Raw genomic sequence first — 16403 nt, forward strand, 5'->3', positions numbered from 1 at the left:
GCTGACCCTACTGATCCGTGGCCGGTGCGCCGGAATCGTGGCCGGGAGCGCCGGCTGCGCCGTCCTTGAGCAGCACGTCCTCGTCGAAGCAGGTGCGCGCGCCGGTGTGGCAGGCCGCGCCCACCTGGTCGACCTGGACCAGCACGGTGTCGGCGTCGCAGTCCAGGGCCACGGACTTCACCCACTGGAAGTGGCCGGAGGTGTCGCCCTTGACCCAGTACTCCCGGCGGCTGCGCGACCAGTAGGTGCAACGGCCGGTGGTGAGCGTGCGATGCAGCGCCTCGTCGTCCATCCAGCCGAGCATGAGCACCTCTCCGGTGTCGTACTGCTGGGCGATGGCGGGCAGGAGCCCGTCCGCGCTGCGCTTGAGGCGGGCGGCGATCTCAGGGTCCAGCGGACTGGGCTGACGGGGCGTGCTGGTGGTCATGCATGCCATTGTGCCGCGCGCGACTGACAGTGACGGCCCGCTGTCCACTGGGCGGACCCGGTACGCGGTCGTAGGCTGACTCCATGTCGACTTTCGCCAAGCGTGAACGACTTCTCCTGGCCGACCTCTTGGAGGCCGAGGGCCCCGAGGCACCCACCCTCTGCGAGGGCTGGACGACCCGTGATCTGGCCGCGCACGTGGTGGTGCGAGAGCGCCGCCCCGACGCCGCCGCCGGCATTCTGATCAAGCAGCTCGCACCGCGCCTGGACAAGGCCATGGAGGAGTTCGCGGCCAAGCCGTACGAGGAGCTGATCCAGCTCATCCGCACCGGCCCGCCGCGCTTCTCACCGTTCCAGCTCAAGCAGATCGACGAGGCGTCCAACACGCTCGAGTTCTACGTCCACACGGAGGACGTCCGCCGCGCTCAGCCGGACTGGACGCCGCGCGAGCTCGACGCGGTCTTCCAGGACGCCCTCTGGTCCCGCCTGGAGCGCTCCGCCCGCCTGATGGGCCGCACCGCCCCGACCGGCCTGGTGCTGCGCCGCCCCGACGGCCAGACGGCGGTGGCACACCGCGGCACCCCGGTCGTCACGGTGACCGGCGAGCCCTCGGAACTGCTGCTGTTCTCCTACGGCCGCCAGAACGCCGCCAAGGTCGAGCTGGACGGCGACAAGGACGCGATCGCCAAGCTGCACGAGACGAAGCAGCTCGGGATCTAGCCGGCGCTCAGGAAGCGGCTCGCGGTCTGCGCCGGTCAACGAGGCGGTTCCGCCCGGCGCAGACCCCCGCGCACAGGCCGACCACGCCGCCGGTTGGGGGGAAGGTCAGCGGGGCTACGCCGAGGCCGACGAAGTTCGCCACGGACGTGACACGGCCGACGTAGGCCCCGCCGGACTCGGCCTGCAGCAGCGCCCCGCACAGGACGCCGCCCAACCCGGAGATCAGCCCGGCGGACGGGCAACGGCGCCGGCGCTCGAGTCGGCGCCGTCAGCGAGGAAGCTCCGCCCGGCGCAGGCCGACCGCGCACAGGCCGACCGCGCCGCCGAGCCCGCAGACCAGGGCGCTGGCGACGAAGACCGGGCCGGTGCCCCACAGGCCGATCGCGGCGCCGGTCAGGGGGAAGGTCAGCGGGGCGACGCCGAGGCTGAAGAAGTTCGCCACGGACGTGACACGGCCGACGTAGGCCCCGCCGGACTCGGCCTGCAGCAGCGCCCCGCACAGGACGCCGTTCAGCCCCGAGATCAGGCCGATGGACAGGGCCACGGCGACGGCGGTCGCGACGTTCGGCACGAAGGCCAGGGTGCCGATCGCCACCGCGCTGACCACGCCGGACACGGACAGCACGAGCCCCGCGCGCGGGACGCGGCCGCGCGTGGTGAGGAACAGCGAGGCCGCCCCCGCGCCCGTGCCGAAACCGGCGAGCACCCAGCCGACTCCCCCGGCGCCCCAGCCGCGTTCGTCGGCGAGCAGGGCCAGACCGACGTTGAGCGGGCCGACGAAGCCGAGGTCGCTGAGCGCGATGACGACGATCAGCGGCAGCAGGACGCGGTGGCCGCGTATGTGGCGCAGACCGCCGGTCAGATCGCTCCACGCGCTGCCACGCGCGTGTGCGTCGTCCGCGGGCTGCTTCGCGACCCGGAGCGCGATCAGCAGCGGCAGGGAGGTCGCGAACAGCAGCCCGGCCAGGCCGAACGCCCCCGCGGTGCCCCCGAGGGCCACGCCGAGGCCGCCGAGCGGGGCGCCGACGACGTTGGCCAGCCGGACGGCGAGGCTGCGCATGCCGTGCACCCGGGCGAGCTGTCCGGGTCCGGTGATCCGGGTCGGCAGGGCGCCCAGCGCGGGCATCATCACGGCGTCGACCGCCCCGAAGACCAGCGCCAGCGCGGCCAGCGGCCACAAGCCCGGCCGGCCGACGAGCAGCAGCCCGGCGACCGCGAGAACGGCCGCGCAGCGCACGGCGTCGCTGCTGATCAGGACCCTGCGCGGGCCGAACCGGTCGGCGACCACTCCCCCGCCCAGCATCAGCACGGCCCGCGGCACCGCACTCAGCGCGGTGACCAGACCGGCCTGGGCGGGCGTACCGGCCTGGACGGCTGCCCAGGACAGGGCGAGGTAGTAGACGTTGTCGCCGATGGCCGACGACCCGTACGCGCCGAGCCAGCGCAGCACGTTGGGGTCGCGGTGGGCGGCGCGCTCCGCCCCGGCGGCGGTCGCGGAGCCGGTCTGCGTCGAAGTCACGTCGGTCCTCTCAGGGCCGGAACGGGAAGGCGTACGTGTGCACCGCGACGTTCTCGCGGCCCTCGTGGTCACCGGCGGCGTCGGCGGCCCGGCCCTGCTCGTCGTACCGGCGCAGGAGGGCCAGCAACTCCTTGTTCAGCTCGGCCAGTTCGTCCGCCGTGAGCCGCAGGCTGGACTCGGAGGACTCGGCCGCCCGGTTCCACTCGGGGCCCCAGTGGGCGCGCTCGTCGAGCCAGCGGCGGTACAGGTCCGCGCGCTGCTCGGCGAAGAGCCGGCTCGCCGCGGTGTGCGCGGCCGCCTTCTCGGGGGCGTCACGGAAGTCCTCGTCGCGGATGCGCACACCGTCGGAGGCGGGCCGCCACCAGCGCTCACGCCCGTCGGCGCTCTGCGGCTCGGCCTCCTCGATGAGCCCGTGTTCGGCGAGCTTGCGCAGGTGGTAACTGACCAGCGACACCGCCTCGTCGACCTGCTCGGCGAGCTGTGAGGCGGTGGCGACCTGGGCGATCGTCAGCCCTCGGAGCAGCTTCATCCGCAGCGGATGGGCGAGCGCCTTGAGGGTGCCCAGGTCGGTGATGCGGCGGTCTCTCTCCTTGTCCGTCATGCCCTCACCGTAGATGCGAAAGGAAAGTTGCACAATATTTTTTGCGCAACTTTCCTTTCGCATCTGGGCACGAGAAAGCCCCGGCCGCTTCCAGCACGGCCGGGGCTCAGCCCGATGTCAGCGGACGGGGTGCCCCGCCGTCCGCAGCGTCTCCTTCACCTCGCCGATCCGCAGATCCCCGAAGTGGAACACCGACGCCGCCAGCACCGCGTCCGCCCCCGCCTCGATGGCCGGGGGGAAGTCGGTGAGCTTGCCGGCGCCGCCGGAGGCGATCACCGGAATCGTCACGTGCTTGCGTACGGCCTGGATCATCTCCAGGTCGTAGCCGTCCTTCGTGCCGTCCGCGTCCATCGAGTTGAGCAGGATCTCGCCCGCGCCCAGCTCGGCCGCGCGGTGCGCCCACTCGACGGCGTCCATGCCCGTGCCGCGACGGCCGCCGTGGGTGGTCACCTCGAAGGTGCCCTCGGGCGTGCGCCGCGCGTCGACCGACAGCACCAGCACCTGCCGCCCGAACCGCTCGGCGATCTCACGGATCAGCTCGGGGCGCGCGATGGCGGCGGTGTTGACGCCCACCTTGTCCGCGCCCGCCCGCAGCAGCTTGTTCACGTCCTCGGCCGTGCGGACGCCGCCGCCGACCGTCAGCGGGATGAACACCTGCTCGGCGGTGCGGCGCACCACGTCGTAGGTCGTCTCGCGGTTGCCGGACGACGCGGTGATGTCCAGGAACGTCAGCTCGTCGGCGCCCTCGGCGTCGTACACCTTGGCCATCTCGACGGGGTCGCCCGCGTCGCGCAGGTTCTGGAAGTTGACGCCCTTGACGACCCGGCCGTTGTCCACGTCCAGGCAGGGGATGACTCGGACCGCCAGGCTCATGAAACCGGCTCCTCCAACGTCCTTCTGAATGCTTCTATTTCCACTTCGACCAGGATGCGCGAGTCCACGAACCCTTCGACGACCAGCAGCGTCGAGACGGGGCGCACGGCGTCGAAGAACTCCTTGTGGGCCCGGCCCACGGCCTCCACGTCACGCGCGTGGGTGAGGTACATCCGCGTACGGACCACGGATCCGACGTCGAGCCCGAACTCGCCGATCGCCTCGACCGCGTTGGCGAAGGCCACCTTGGCCTGTTCGTACGGGTCGCCCTCGCCGTACAGCACGTCGCCCTTGAAGGACGTCGTGCCCGCGACCAGGACCCGGTCGCCCGCCGCCACGGCACGTGCGAAACCGAAGGACTCTTCCCAGGGACTTCCGCTCTGCACGCGCCGCACGGCATTCGACGTCATGACACTGTGTCCGTTTTCACGACGTGGCCTCCAAGGCCTCTTCCAGGGTGAACGCCTTCGCGTACAGGGCCTTCCCGACGATGGAGCCCTCGACACCGAGGGGGACCAGCTCGGCGATGGCCCGCAGGTCGTCCAGCGACGAGACCCCGCCGGAGGCGACCACCGGGCGGTCCGTCGCCGCGCAGACGTTCTTCAGCAGCTCGAGGTTCGGGCCCTGGAGCGTGCCGTCCTTGGCGATGTCGGTCACGACGTAACGGGCGCAGCCCTCGTTGTTGAGGCGCTCCAGCGTCTCGTAGAGGTCGCCGCCGTCACGGGTCCAGCCTCGGCCGCGGAGCGTGGTGCCCCGTACGTCCAGGCCCACCGCGATCTTGTCGCCGTGCTCGGCGATGACCTTGGCGACCCACTCGGGGGTCTCCAGCGCGGCCGTACCGAGGTTCACGCGCGTGCAGCCCGTGGCGAGCGCGGCGGCCAGCGAGGCGTCGTCGCGGATGCCGCCGGACAGCTCGACCTTGATGTCCATCGCCTTCGCGACCTCGGCGATCAGGTCGCGGTTGTCGCCGGTGCCGAAGGCGGCGTCCAGGTCGACCAGGTGCAGCCACTCGGCGCCCGAGCGCTGCCAGGCCAGGGCGGCCTCCAGCGGCGAGCCGTAGGAGGTCTCGGTGCCGGACTCGCCGTGCACGAGGCGGACGGCCTGGCCGTCGCGGACGTCTACGGCGGGGAGGAGTTCGAGCTTGGCCATGTCTCTACAGGCTTCCGATCCAGTTGGTGAGCAGCTGCGCTCCGGCGTCGCCGGACTTCTCGGGGTGGAACTGCGTGGCCCACAGGGCGCCGTTCTCCACGGCGGCCACGAAGGGCTTGCCGTGCGTCGACCAGGTGACCTGCGGCGCGGTCATCAGCGGGTTCTCGGTCTCCAGGGTCCAGTCGTGGACCGCGTAGGAGTGCACGAAGTAGAAGCGCGCGTCCGCGTCCAGCCCGGCGAACAGCTCGGAGCCGGCGGCCACGTCCACGGTGTTCCAGCCCATGTGGGGCACGATGTCGGCCTGCAGCGGCTCGACCGAGCCGGGCCACTCGCCGAGGCCCTCGGTCTCGACCCCGTGCTCGATGCCGCGCGCGAACAGGATCTGCATGCCGACGCAGATGCCCATCACCGGGCGCCCGCCGGACAGCCGTCGTTCGACGATCCAGTCGCCGCGGGCCTCCTTCAGGCCCTGCATGCAGGCGGCGAACGCGCCGACGCCCGGTACCAGCAGGCCGTCGGCGTTCATGGCCTTGTCGTAGTCACGCGTGATCTCGACGTCGGCTCCCGCGCGCGCGAGGGCGCGTTCGGCGGACCTCACATTGCCGAAGCCGTAGTCGAAGACGACGACCTTCTTCGAAGAAGCGCTCAATTCCACACCTCCAGCCTCAGGACACCCGCGACGAGACACATCGCGGCGCCTATGGAGAGCAGCACGATGAGGCTCTTCGGCATCTGCTGCTTGGCGAACGAGATGATGCCGCCGACCAGGAACAGGCCGACGACGATCAGGATGGTGGACAGCCCGTTCATCGGTTACAGCGCGCCCTTCGTCGAGGGAAGGATGCCCGCCGCGCGCGGGTCCCGCTCGGAGGCGTACCGCAGGGCCCGCGCCAGCGCCTTGAACTGGCACTCGACGATGTGGTGGGCGTTGCGCCCGTACGGCACGTGCACGTGCAGCGCGATCTGGGCCTGGGCGACGAAGGACTCCAGGATGTGCCGCGTCATCGTGGTGTCGTACTCGCCGATCATCGGCGCCATGTTCTCGGGCTCGGTGTGCACGAGGTAGGGGCGGCCGGAGAGGTCGACGGTGACCTGGGCGAGCGACTCGTCCAGCGGAACCGTGCAGTTGCCGAAGCGGTAGATCCCCACCTTGTCGCCGAGTGCCTGCTTGAAGGCGGCGCCCAGCGCGAGGGCGGTGTCCTCGATGGTGTGGTGGGAGTCGATGTGCAGGTCGCCCTCGGTCTTCACGGTCAGGTCGAACAGACCGTGCCGGCCGAGCTGGTCGAGCATGTGGTCGTAGAAGCCGACGCCTGTCGACACGTCGACCTTGCCGGACCCGTCGAGATCGATCTCGACGAGGACCGAGGTCTCCTTCGTCACCCGCTCTATGCGGCCTACGCGGTTCATGCGCTCTGCTCCTCCGGGGGTGCGGGGGTGTCCCCCACAAAACTCAGTAGTTCACGTACGGCGTCGAGGAACGCGTCGTTCTCTTCGGGGGTTCCGGCGGTCACCCGCAGCCAGCCGGGCACGCCGTTGTCCCGGACCAGGACGCCCCGGTCGAGGATCTGCTGCCAGACGACATGGGCGTCGTCGAAACGCCCGAACTGCACGAAGTTGGCGTCCGACGCGGTGACCTCGTAGCCGATCGCCAGCAGCTCGGTGACCAGCCGGTCCCGCTCCTTCTTCAGCTGCTCGACGTACTTGAGCAGCGTGTCGGTGTGCTCCAGGGCGGCCAGCGCGGTCGCCTGGGTGACGGCCGACAGGTGGTACGGCAACCGTACGAGCTGGACGGCGTCCACGACCGCCGGGTGCGCGGCGAGATAGCCGAGGCGCAGGCCGGCGGCGCCGAAGGCCTTCGACATCGTCCGGGAGACGACGAGATTCGGCCGACCTTCGAGCAGCGGCAGCAGCGAGTCGCCGTGACTGAACTCGACGTACGCCTCATCGACGACGACCATCGACGGCTTGGCGGCCTGCGCGGCCTCGTACAGCGCGAGGACCGTCTCGCGCGGGACCGCGTTGCCCGTGGGGTTGTTGGGGGTGGTGATGAAGACGACGTCGGGCCGGTGCTCGGCGATCGCCTTCTCGGCGGCCGCGAGGTCGATCGTGAAGTCGTCGTTGCGGGGGCCGGAGATCCAGCCGGTGCCGGTGCCGCGCGAGATGAGGCCGTGCATCGAGTACGACGGCTCGAAGCCGATCGCCGTACGGCCCGGTCCGCCGAAGGTCTGCAGCAGCTGCTGGATGACCTCGTTGGAGCCGTTGGCCGCCCACACGTTGGCCAGGCCTACCTCGTGACCGGACGTGTCCGTCAGGTACTTGGCGAGCTGCGTGCGCAGCTCCACGGCGTCCCGGTCCGGGTAGCGGTTGAGGTTCCGGGCCGCCTCACGCACCCGCTCCGCGATCCGCTCGACCAGCGGCTCGGGCAGGGGGTACGGGTTCTCGTTGGTGTTCAGCCGTACGGGGACGTCCAGCTGGGGCGCGCCGTAAGGGGACTTGCCGCGCAGCTCGTCCCGTACGGGGAGATCGTCGATGCCTGTCACTTGCTCTCGGGTACCTTCCAACCGAACCTGGCCTTGATCGCCGCACCGTGCGCCGGCAGGTCTTCCGCCTCCGCCAGCGTCACCACGTGATGTGCGACCTCGGCCAGCGCGTCCTTCGTGTAGTCGACGATGTGGATGCCGCGCAGGAAGGACTGGACGGACAGGCCCGAGGAGTGGCAGGCGCAGCCGCCGGTGGGCAGCACGTGGTTGGAGCCGGCGGCGTAGTCACCGAGCGAGACCGGCGCCCAGGGGCCGATGAAGATCGCGCCGGCGTTGCGCACCCGGCCGGCCACGGCGGCCGCGTCGGCCGTCTGGATCTCCAGGTGCTCGGCGCCGTAGGCGTCGACGACCTTGAGGCCCTCCTCGACACCGTCGACCAGGACGATCGCGGACTGCCTGCCCTTGAGGGCCGGGACGATCCGGTCGTCGATGTGCTTGGTGGCCGCGACCTGCGGCTCCAGCTCCCTGGCCACCGCGTCCGCGAGCTCCACGGAGTCGGTGACGAGCACCGCAGCGGCGAGCGGGTCGTGCTCGGCCTGGCTGATCAGGTCGGAGGCGACGTGCACCGGGTCTGCGGTGGCGTCGGCCAGGACCGCGATCTCGGTCGGGCCGGCCTCGGCGTCGATTCCGATCTTGCCGGTGAAGTAGCGCTTGGCGGCGGCGACCCAGATGTTGCCGGGGCCGGTGACCATGTTGGCGGGCGGGCAGGACTCGGTGCCGTACGCGAACATCGCGACGGCGGTCGCGCCACCAGCCGCGTACACCTCGTCGACGCCCAGCAGCGCGCACGCGGCGAGGATCGTCGGGTGCGGCAGGCCGCCGAACTCGGACTGGGCCGGAGAGGCCAGCGCGATCGACTCGACGCCGGCCTCCTGGGCGGGCACCACGTTCATGATCACGGAGGACGGGTAGACGGACCGGCCGCCGGGCGCGTACAGCCCGACGCGGTCGACCGGCACCCACTTCTCGGTCACGGAGCCGCCCGGCACGACCTGGGTCGTGTGCGACGTACGGCGCTGCTCGCGGTGGACGAGACGGGCGCGGCGGATGGACTCCTCCAGGGCCGCGCGCACGGCCGGGTCGAGTTCCGCGAGGGCCTTCTCGAGCGCCTCGGCGGGTACCTTCACCTGGTCGAGCCTGACCCCGTCGAACTTCTCCGCGAAGTCGATCAGCGCCGCGTCGCCCCGATGATGCACGGCCTCGCAGATCGGACGCACCTTCTCCAGGGCGGCCGAGACGTCGAAGTCGGCTCGGGGCAGCAGGTCGCGCAGGGCGGGGCCCTCGGGAAGGGCGTCGCCGCGCAGATCGATTCGGGAGATCACGGGCTCAATTCTCTCAGACCCGCGTCCGGCACCGTTCGCGCGTATCAATGGCTGATACAGAACCCTCCAGGAACCCGGAAGATCACCTTCACGTCTAGCGTTCGGGGCGTTACTCAGCGGGCATTGAACGGTTGTACGAAACCCGTGAGTAGCCACTTCGGAACCAGCGGAACCAAGGGGGATGGACGAGACGTGACCGAAGGCGCCGGCCTCCGCGACGGAGACCTGCCGGACGACCTGCCGAACGACCTGACCGCCGCCGAACTCGGCATGTGGCAGGCCTTCCGCAACGGCAGTGTGTACGACCTGAGCAGCGGCGACACCGTCGTCGACGATCCGCACGGCGGGCATCCCTGGGGAGACGAGCGAACGGTACGCGCGCGTATCGTCTGCTGGCTGCTGCTGGACGGCCCACCCGCCCTCGCCGGCCGGGTCTCCTCGCTGAAGCTGGTCGGCGTGCGGATCAGCGGCACGATGGACCTGGCGGGCGGCACGGTGGAGCCGTACGTCGAGATGCGCCGCTGCCGCTTCGACCGGGAGATCCTGCTGCCGGAGGCCCGCTTCACGACCCTGCGGCTGGTGGACTGCGCGGTGCCACGCCTGGAGGCCGCCCGCGTGAACACCGAGGGCGACCTGCACCTGCCACGCTGCCGCTTCCACAACGGCGTACGGCTCACCGACGCCCACATCGGCACGGATCTGCTGCTCAACCAGGCGATCGTCTACCGCGACCGCAGCGGGCGCTCGATAGCCGCGGACGGCATCAGCGTCGGCCAGGACCTCCAGGCCGAGATGCTGGAGTCGCACGGTGAGCTGAGCCTGCGCGGCGCCAGCATCGGCGTGTCGCTGAGCCTGCGGGGCGCGCGGCTGGTCAACCCGTACACGCGGCTCGCGCTGAACGCCCCGCAGCTGACCGTCGGGCGCACGCTGTACCTGACCCCGGCGGGCGTCGGCAGCAGCCCGCTGCTGAGCGGCCGTACTCCCGCGCGCGGGACGCGCATCCAGCGGTTCGAGTGCCAGGGCGGGGTACGGCTCGACGACGGGCGGTTCGGGGACGCGGTCGACCTGGAGCGGGCCCGGTTCACCTTCACCGACGAGCAGGAGCTGTCACTGCGCCGCATCCAGACGCCCGAGCTGCGCTTCCTCGGCGAGCGGGCGGAGCGCGGCGGCGTGGTGCTGTCCGGGGCGCGGGTGGTCAACCTGATGGACCGGGCCGACGCCTGGCCGGGCCCCGGCCGGCTGCACATGGGCGGCTTCCAGTACGAGAACCTGGTGCCGCGCGGTCCGTTCCCGCTGGAGCGGCGGCTGGAGTGGGTGACCGCCGCGACCGCCGAGTACAACCCGGAGCCGTACGAGCGGCTGGCCACCGTGCTGCGGGCCGGCGGCGAGGACGAGGACGCGCGCGAGGTGCTCCTCGCCAAGCAGCGCCGCCGCCGCGAGACCCTGCCGCCGGCCGCCAAGCTCGTGGGATACGCCCAGGACTGGATGGTCGCGTACGGCTATCGACCCGGCCGGGCGGCGGTGTGGATGGCCGTGCTCTGGGCGGCGAGTTCGGTGGCCTTCACCTACGCCGACCCACCGCCGCTCAAGGGCGGCGAGCATCCGGCCTGGAACCCGACCCTTTTCGCCCTCGACCTGCTGCTTCCGGTGATCGACCTCGGCCAGGTCGGGTTCTGGCAGCTGAGCGGCGCCTGGCAGTGGCTGGCCGCGGCGATGATCCTGCTGGGCTGGATCCTGGCGACGACGGTGGCAGCGGGGGCGACACGGATGCTGCGCCGGAGCTGAGGCCGATGAGGATGATGTGACTGCAGGGGCGAAGATATAGATGTCGGACAGTTGTTGAACAGTGGACCTTTACCTGTTCTTGACCTGACGGCGTACAACTTTCCACGTCTTGCCCGTTCCCTCTGGCGCGGGCGTGACCAGCGGTCCTTCAATGGTCGACACCATGGCTCTGCTGCCCCCGTTCGGCCGGGCGTCCCGGACGACAAGGACCGAAGAACACCACGCCGTCGGTCTCCCCGTCGACGACGAGGTGCTCCTCGACGCGCCCGACGACCGCCTCGGACCCGCGCTGGTCGCGGCCGGGCGGGGCGCGTACGACACCGCCGCCGAGCTGCTCGCCACCACGCGGCACAAGGCGCAGTGGGACCACCGCGACGGATACGCGCTGCGCCTTGCGGCCTTCGCACGCTCGCGTCCGGAGTGGCTGGAGGCCTGGTCCACCGCCGCCCCGCACGATCCGGACGTCCTGCTGGTCAGGGCCCAGGTCGCCGTGGACCACGCCTGGCAGTCACCGGCCCGCGCCGAGCTGCTGCGCGGGGTGAGCCCGCTGATCACCGCCGCGGCCCGCGCCGACGACCGCGACCCGGTGCCCTGGCGGATCGCACTGGACCACGCGCGCGGCTCACGCGCCGGGCACACCTACTTCGGGGAGCTGTGGGAGGCGGCCCTGCGCCGCGCCCCGCTCCACTACGGCTGCCATGTGGCCGCCCTGCGCTATCTGGCCTCGTCCTGGCACGGCTCCCACCGCGAGTGCCTCGACTTCGCCGACCGGGCCGCACAGGACGCCCCGGCCGACTCCCTGGTGCAGGCCCTGCCGACCCGGGCCGTGCTCTCGTACCTGAACGACGGCTGCGGTCCCGGGGTGCCGCCCGAGCGGCTGGACGCGGCGGCCGACCGGGCGATCGCGCTGTCCGCCCGGTTCCCGGCGGCCGACCTCTGGCCGGCGGCGATCCGCAACAAGCTGACGTGCGTCCTGGTGCGGCTGGGCCGCTGGGAGGACGCCCTGGAGCAGCTGCGTCTGATCGGCCCGTACGCCACCTCCTTCCCCTGGAGCCGGTTCTCGGACGATCCGCTGGGCGGGTTCCTGGAGGTGCGCGACGAGGTGCGGCGACGGGCGGCCACCTCTACGCGGGCTCGCGGTGCCCGCGGCGGACATCCACCAGGTGGGCTCGCCGGACGCGTTCACTCGGGCGACCACTAGGCTTTGGCGCCGTGACCGTCCGCCTTCCGCTCTTCCCCCTGAACTCGGTGCTGTTCCCGGGTCTCGTGCTGCCGCTCAACGTCTTCGAGGAGCGCTATCGCGCCATGATGCGCGACCTCCTCAAGACCCCCGAGGAGGAAGCGCGCCGTTTCGCCGTCGTGGCGATCCGCGACGGCCACGAGGTGGCCCAGAGCGCCCCCGGCATGCCGGACCCCACGGCGCTGCCCGACCGCGGCCCGGCGGCGGGCTTCGGCCCGGACCCGGTCAAGGCGTTCCACGGGGTGGGGTGTGTGGCGGACGCGGCGACCATCCGGGAGCGGGCCGACGGCACCTTCGAGGTGCTGGCGACGGGCACGACACGGGTGCGGCTGCTGTCGGTGGACGCGTCGGGGCCCTTCCTGACTGCGGAACTGGAAGAACTGCCCGATGAGTCGGGCGAGGAGGCAGGGGCCCTGGCCGAAGGCGTCCTCCGCGCGTTCCGCCAGTACCAGAAGCGCCTCGCGGGCGCCCGCGAACGCTCCCTCTCCACCACGGCCGACCTCCCGGACCAGCCCTCGGTCGTCTCCTACCTGGTGGCGGCCGCGATGATGCTGGACACGCCGACGAAGCAACGCCTGCTCCAGTCCGCCGACATCGCGTCCCGCCTGCGCGACGAGCTGAAACTCCTTCGCTCCGAGACCTCGATCATCCGTACGCTGCCGTCCCTGCCGGCGTCGGATCTGACGCGCGGCCCGACGAGCCTCAACTGAGCAGGAACTGAGCGGATCGACATGGCGAAGAAGTCAAAGAAGCAGCAGTCGGGCGGCACACCGGCGACCGTGGCCCTGACCGCGGCGGGCATCGACTACACGACCCACTCCTACGATCACGACCCCTCGCACCCCTCCTACGGCGACGAGGCGGCCGAGGCGATGGGCGTGTCCCCCGACAGGGTCTTCAAGACGCTCGTCGCGGACGTGGACGGCAACCTCACCGTGGCCGTGGTCCCGGTCGCCGGCCAACTGGACCTCAAGGCCCTGGCGGCAGCGGTCGGCGGCAAGCGCGCCGCGATGGCCGACCCGGCCCTGGCGGAACGCACCACGGGCTACGTCCGGGGCGGCATCTCCCCCCTCGGCCAGCGCAAGAGGCTCCCCACGGTCCTGGACGCCTCGGCCTCCGCCCACCCCACGATCTGTATCTCGGCGGGCCGCCGCGGTCTGGAGGTCGAACTCTCCCCCACCGACCTGGCCACCCTCACGAACGCGACCCTGGCCCCCATCGGGCGTGCGTGACCCCTCGACGAACCCGGTCTCCTCGGTTAAGTACGAGAGACATGTCGAAGAAAACCCGGAAACGCAAGTGGCGCATCAAAAAGGGCCGCTCGAACCATGGGCGCCGCCCGGCGTAGGGCGTGACTCTGTAAGGTCGGCCTCCGCCTCTCGACGCCGGTCCAGGCATTTCAGCCCGTCCGGCCTTTGAGGACGAGGCCCTTCAGGCCGACAGCGGGGGATGTCATCGCCGGCCTTACGCCGGCGGCACCCCGTACGGCCCCGCCTGCTGATGCCCCTCGGAGGGCCCCGGCCCCTGATACGGATCCGCGTCCCGAGGCCCGAACAACGCCGTCAGCCCGAGGTGCACCACCAACGCGGCAAGAGGCCACGCCAGCCACACCCCCTTCGCCCCCAACTTCAACGGCGCCGAAAACGTAACCCCCTTGCCCACATCCTGCGCGTGAGCGATCACATTCTCGGTGGGCCCGAGCCACACCCCGACCCGCCAGGCCAGCAACGACCCGAGAAACCCCCCGACCGCCAGCGCAACCACCAACGGCACACCCCCGCGCCGCCGCCACAGAAACACACCCACGGCACTGACCAGCCCGAACGCAAGCGCAAGCAGAGTGAACGTTCCGTCCACCCCGACAGCCTGCTCCCCCTCGGAGTCCTTGAAGTAGACGACCCAGCTCTTGTCGACGACATCCCCGACCAGCGGCACACTCGGCGCCAGCCACCACCACAGCACCCCGAGCAGCGCCCCGAAGAACGCCACGACCACCGCGACCACGGCGGCCTCTCGCACTTCGGTCTTCATACCGGGACCGTCCTGTTCGTACGAGCCAGATATGCCGTACGGGCCGTGAGAGCCATGGGAGCCATGCGGACTCGGCGCCCCCGGCGGGGCACCGTACCCAGCGTCGTGCGAAGCACCCTGAGGGGCCCCGTAGGAGGCGGAACCCGCGTGCCCACCGGCGGGCGGCTGCCACGCGTTGTTCGGGGACTGGTCACGCGGGTGCGGTGGTGGAGTCAGCGGAGCGGTCACCCTGCCATCGTGCCAGGCCGCCCTGTGCGACGCGTCACCGGACGGCCGCCCGGCGGTACGCCCAGGTGGCGACGGCCAGCGAGACGACGCCGACCACCCCGCACACGGCGAGGTCACCCAGTACGAAGGCCCAGTCGGGGTGCGGTCCGAAGGTCCGCGCGAAGGCTTCCACGCCGTACGTCGAGGGCAGCAGATCCCGCGCGAACCGCACCACGTCGGGCATCCGGTCGGCAGGCAGCACGCCCAGCAGCAGGGCCGCGGACATCCCCAACTGCCCGAGCAGCGTGGCCAGTTCGGGCCGGGGGGCGAGCAGCCCGAGCGCGGCGCCCAGTCCGGCGAGCGCGGCGCCCGCCAGCGGGATCACCGCGACAAGCACCCACAGATGCGTCACCGGCAGCCCGAACAGCGCGCACCCGAAGAGCGCGGTCACCACAGTCCCCGGCACGGTGAAGGAGGCGTACGCCCCCGCCGCGCCGAGCACCACCGCGGCGGGCGGCACCGGCAGGGTGGCGTAGTGATCGAGCCCGCCGCTGGCCCGCAGCTGTCCGAAGTACTGCGCGAGCAGGTTCAGCGCGACGAAGGCGACCACGAGCACGGACGACCCGGCCACCACGGCCTGTGCCTCGGCCCCGCCGTCCACGACCCCGCGCATCAGGATCATGATCCCGATCGACTGGAAGGTCGCCACGAACAGCAGCGGGATGCGCGCGACCCGCGCCCGGGACAGCTGCGCCCGGTACACGGCGCACAGCGACGGCCACAGCCGCGCACGCGGTCCGAGCTCGGCCACGGCCGGCGCGGCCGTCTCGTCCACGGCCAGGGCGCTGCCCGGCAGAACCTCGGCGGGTACGACACTCACGTGGCGCTGCTCCCTTTCACACGGGGGTTCACTGGGGAGGTGGCCCTGTTCCGTACGGATACGGATACGGCGGTCTGCGTGCTCAAGCCTTCACCAGCCCCTGCTGTGCGGCGCCGCCCAGCGCCAGATAGACGTCCTCCAGGCTCGGCGTGGCAAGCGTGAAGTCGTCCAGCGCGGCGAAGGCGGCCCCGCCGGTGACCGTGGCGACGACCGCGCGGGCCTCCTCGGGGGCCAGCCGCAGCGTCCAGCGACGCCCGGACTCCACGACCCGGTCCTGCAGCGCGGCGACCTCGGGCACGTCCAGCGGCGCCCGGTCCCGCCACAGCAGATCGACCCGGACCTCGCCCGCGACGCGCTCCTTGAGCCCGGACGGCGTGTCACAGGCGATCACGCGGCCCCGGTCGAGCACCGCGACCCGGTCGAGCACGGTCTCGGCCTCGATGACGTTGTGGGTGACGAGCAGGACGGTCGTGCCGCGCTCGGCGCGGCGCCGGTCCACGGCCGACCACACGGCCCGCCGTGCCACCGGGTCCATCGCGGCGGTCGGCTCGTCCAGCACGAGCAGCGGCCGCTCCCCCACCAGCGCGGCGGCGAAGCAGGCCAGCCGCCGCTGGCCGCCGGACAGCTTCTTCAGCGGCCGGTCCGCGAGCGGGGTGAGTCCCAGTTCGTCGAGTACGGCGTCCCGCTCGGCCCGCGCCGCTCGTACGTCCAGGCCGCGCAGCCGCCCGGTCGTCTCGGCGGCGAGCGAGACGGTCAGCTCGTCGAGGGCGGTCGACTCCTGCCCGAGGTACGCCAGAATCCGTGCGGCCCGCTCCGGATGCCGCACGATGTCGTGCCCGAGGATCTCGACGCTCCCGGCGTCGGGCCGCATGAGGCCGGTGAGCTGTCGTACGAGCGTGGTCTTGCCGGCGCCGTTGGGTCCGAGCAGTCCGAAGATCTCGCCGCGCCGGATGTCCAGCCGTACGTCGTCGGTGGCCCGCGCCTCGGGCGTGCCCGGCGCCCCGCGCCGTCCTCGCACGGCCGGGTAGGTCTTGGTCAGCCCACGCAGGGAGCACACGACATCACCATCGTGCCGAAATGCCTGTGCCGCGCGCGTACTCACAAGGGACG

The 16403-nt window shown here is 71.7% G+C and carries 19 protein-coding genes; 5 read left to right on the forward strand and 14 right to left on the reverse strand.

The window, feature by feature from the left end; all coding sequences use genetic code 11:
• Window positions 1-7: 7 nt before the first annotated feature.
• Window positions 8-436, reverse strand: a complete 429-nt coding sequence (gene hisI, locus ACZ7M7_RS01685) for a phosphoribosyl-AMP cyclohydrolase (protein WP_383596719.1) — start codon at window positions 434-436, stop codon at window positions 8-10.
• A 74-nt stretch (window positions 437-510) separates the two neighbouring features.
• Here hisI and ACZ7M7_RS01690 point away from each other — a divergent pair, with 74 nt between their 5' ends.
• A complete protein-coding gene (locus tag ACZ7M7_RS01690) occupies window positions 511-1146 on the forward strand; it encodes a TIGR03085 family metal-binding protein (RefSeq protein ID WP_472111769.1) in 636 nt (211 codons plus the stop codon).
• A 268-nt stretch (window positions 1147-1414) separates the two neighbouring features.
• Here the strand turns inward: ACZ7M7_RS01690 and ACZ7M7_RS01695 are convergent, their stop codons facing one another.
• The 10 genes from ACZ7M7_RS01695 to hisD all read right to left on the reverse strand — a co-directional run bounded on the left by ACZ7M7_RS01695 (window position 1415) and on the right by hisD (window position 9150).
• On the reverse strand, window positions 1415-2665 hold the full coding sequence (locus ACZ7M7_RS01695) for an MFS transporter (RefSeq protein ID WP_472111772.1): 1251 nt from the start codon (window positions 2663-2665) through the stop codon (window positions 1415-1417).
• Window positions 2666-2675: 10 nt separating this feature from the next.
• Window positions 2676-3266: an ArsR/SmtB family transcription factor gene (locus ACZ7M7_RS01700; RefSeq protein ID WP_472111775.1), complete on the reverse strand. Its 591-nt coding sequence runs from the start codon at window positions 3264-3266 to the stop codon at window positions 2676-2678.
• A gap of 117 nt (window positions 3267-3383) precedes the next feature.
• A complete protein-coding gene (hisF, locus tag ACZ7M7_RS01705; RefSeq protein WP_383596707.1) occupies window positions 3384-4139 on the reverse strand; it encodes an imidazole glycerol phosphate synthase subunit HisF in 756 nt (251 codons plus the stop codon).
• Complete coding sequence (locus tag ACZ7M7_RS01710; protein ID WP_472111778.1) at window positions 4136-4549, reverse strand: RidA family protein; 414 nt, start codon at window positions 4547-4549, stop codon at window positions 4136-4138. The genes hisF and ACZ7M7_RS01710 overlap by 4 nt, the downstream gene beginning before the upstream one ends.
• Window positions 4550-4565: 16 nt before the next feature.
• Window positions 4566-5288 (reverse strand): bifunctional 1-(5-phosphoribosyl)-5-((5-phosphoribosylamino)methylideneamino)imidazole-4-carboxamide isomerase/phosphoribosylanthranilate isomerase PriA, encoded by a 723-nt coding sequence (priA, locus tag ACZ7M7_RS01715; RefSeq protein ID WP_369270435.1) that lies wholly within the window; start codon window positions 5286-5288, stop codon window positions 4566-4568.
• Between the two features lie 4 nt (window positions 5289-5292).
• The gene (hisH, locus tag ACZ7M7_RS01720; RefSeq protein WP_383623832.1) at window positions 5293-5937 is read right to left on the reverse strand and encodes an imidazole glycerol phosphate synthase subunit HisH; all 645 of its coding nucleotides are present in this window, start codon (window positions 5935-5937) and stop codon (window positions 5293-5295) included.
• Window positions 5934-6098 carry a hypothetical protein gene (locus ACZ7M7_RS01725; RefSeq protein ID WP_362378252.1) on the reverse strand — a complete coding sequence of 55 codons (165 nt, stop codon included), beginning with the start codon at window positions 6096-6098 and terminating at the stop codon, window positions 5934-5936. The genes hisH and ACZ7M7_RS01725 overlap by 4 nt, the downstream gene beginning before the upstream one ends.
• A gap of 3 nt (window positions 6099-6101) precedes the next feature.
• On the reverse strand, window positions 6102-6695 hold the full coding sequence (hisB, locus tag ACZ7M7_RS01730; protein ID WP_062719038.1) for an imidazoleglycerol-phosphate dehydratase HisB: 594 nt from the start codon (window positions 6693-6695) through the stop codon (window positions 6102-6104).
• Window positions 6692-7828: a histidinol-phosphate transaminase gene (locus tag ACZ7M7_RS01735; protein ID WP_472111781.1), complete on the reverse strand. Its 1137-nt coding sequence runs from the start codon at window positions 7826-7828 to the stop codon at window positions 6692-6694. The genes hisB and ACZ7M7_RS01735 overlap by 4 nt, the downstream gene beginning before the upstream one ends.
• Window positions 7825-9150 (reverse strand): histidinol dehydrogenase, encoded by a 1326-nt coding sequence (gene hisD / locus ACZ7M7_RS01740; protein ID WP_472111784.1) that lies wholly within the window; start codon window positions 9148-9150, stop codon window positions 7825-7827. The genes ACZ7M7_RS01735 and hisD overlap by 4 nt, the downstream gene beginning before the upstream one ends.
• Before the next feature lie 192 nt (window positions 9151-9342).
• On the opposite strand from hisD, the gene ACZ7M7_RS01745 reads away from it, so the two are divergent.
• The 4 genes from ACZ7M7_RS01745 (at window position 9343) to ybaK (ending at window position 13407) form a co-directional block, all read left to right on the forward strand.
• Entirely contained in the window at window positions 9343-10935 is a 1593-nt protein-coding gene (locus tag ACZ7M7_RS01745) for an oxidoreductase (protein WP_383596692.1), read from the forward strand.
• Between the two features lie 151 nt (window positions 10936-11086).
• On the forward strand, window positions 11087-12136 hold the full coding sequence (locus tag ACZ7M7_RS01750) for a hypothetical protein (protein ID WP_472111787.1): 1050 nt from the start codon (window positions 11087-11089) through the stop codon (window positions 12134-12136).
• Window positions 12137-12147: 11 nt separating this feature from the next.
• On the forward strand, window positions 12148-12885 hold the full coding sequence (locus tag ACZ7M7_RS01755; protein ID WP_383596689.1) for an LON peptidase substrate-binding domain-containing protein: 738 nt from the start codon (window positions 12148-12150) through the stop codon (window positions 12883-12885).
• 21 nt (window positions 12886-12906) lie between these two features.
• Window positions 12907-13407, forward strand: a complete 501-nt coding sequence (gene ybaK / locus ACZ7M7_RS01760) for a Cys-tRNA(Pro) deacylase (protein ID WP_451169331.1) — start codon at window positions 12907-12909, stop codon at window positions 13405-13407.
• A 232-nt stretch (window positions 13408-13639) separates the two neighbouring features.
• Here the strand turns inward: ybaK and ACZ7M7_RS01765 are convergent, their stop codons facing one another.
• The 3 genes from ACZ7M7_RS01765 to ACZ7M7_RS01775 all read right to left on the reverse strand — a co-directional run bounded on the left by ACZ7M7_RS01765 (window position 13640) and on the right by ACZ7M7_RS01775 (window position 16350).
• A complete protein-coding gene (locus tag ACZ7M7_RS01765; protein WP_472111791.1) occupies window positions 13640-14434 on the reverse strand; it encodes an AAA family ATPase in 795 nt (264 codons plus the stop codon).
• 34 nt (window positions 14435-14468) lie between these two features.
• Window positions 14469-15293 (reverse strand): ABC transporter permease, encoded by an 825-nt coding sequence (locus tag ACZ7M7_RS01770; RefSeq protein WP_451169333.1) that lies wholly within the window; start codon window positions 15291-15293, stop codon window positions 14469-14471.
• A gap of 82 nt (window positions 15294-15375) precedes the next feature.
• Complete coding sequence (locus ACZ7M7_RS01775) at window positions 15376-16350, reverse strand: ABC transporter ATP-binding protein (RefSeq protein ID WP_472111794.1); 975 nt, start codon at window positions 16348-16350, stop codon at window positions 15376-15378.
• Window positions 16351-16403 lie beyond the last annotated feature (53 nt).

This window comes from Streptomyces sp. NPDC111606, from assembly GCF_055656945.1.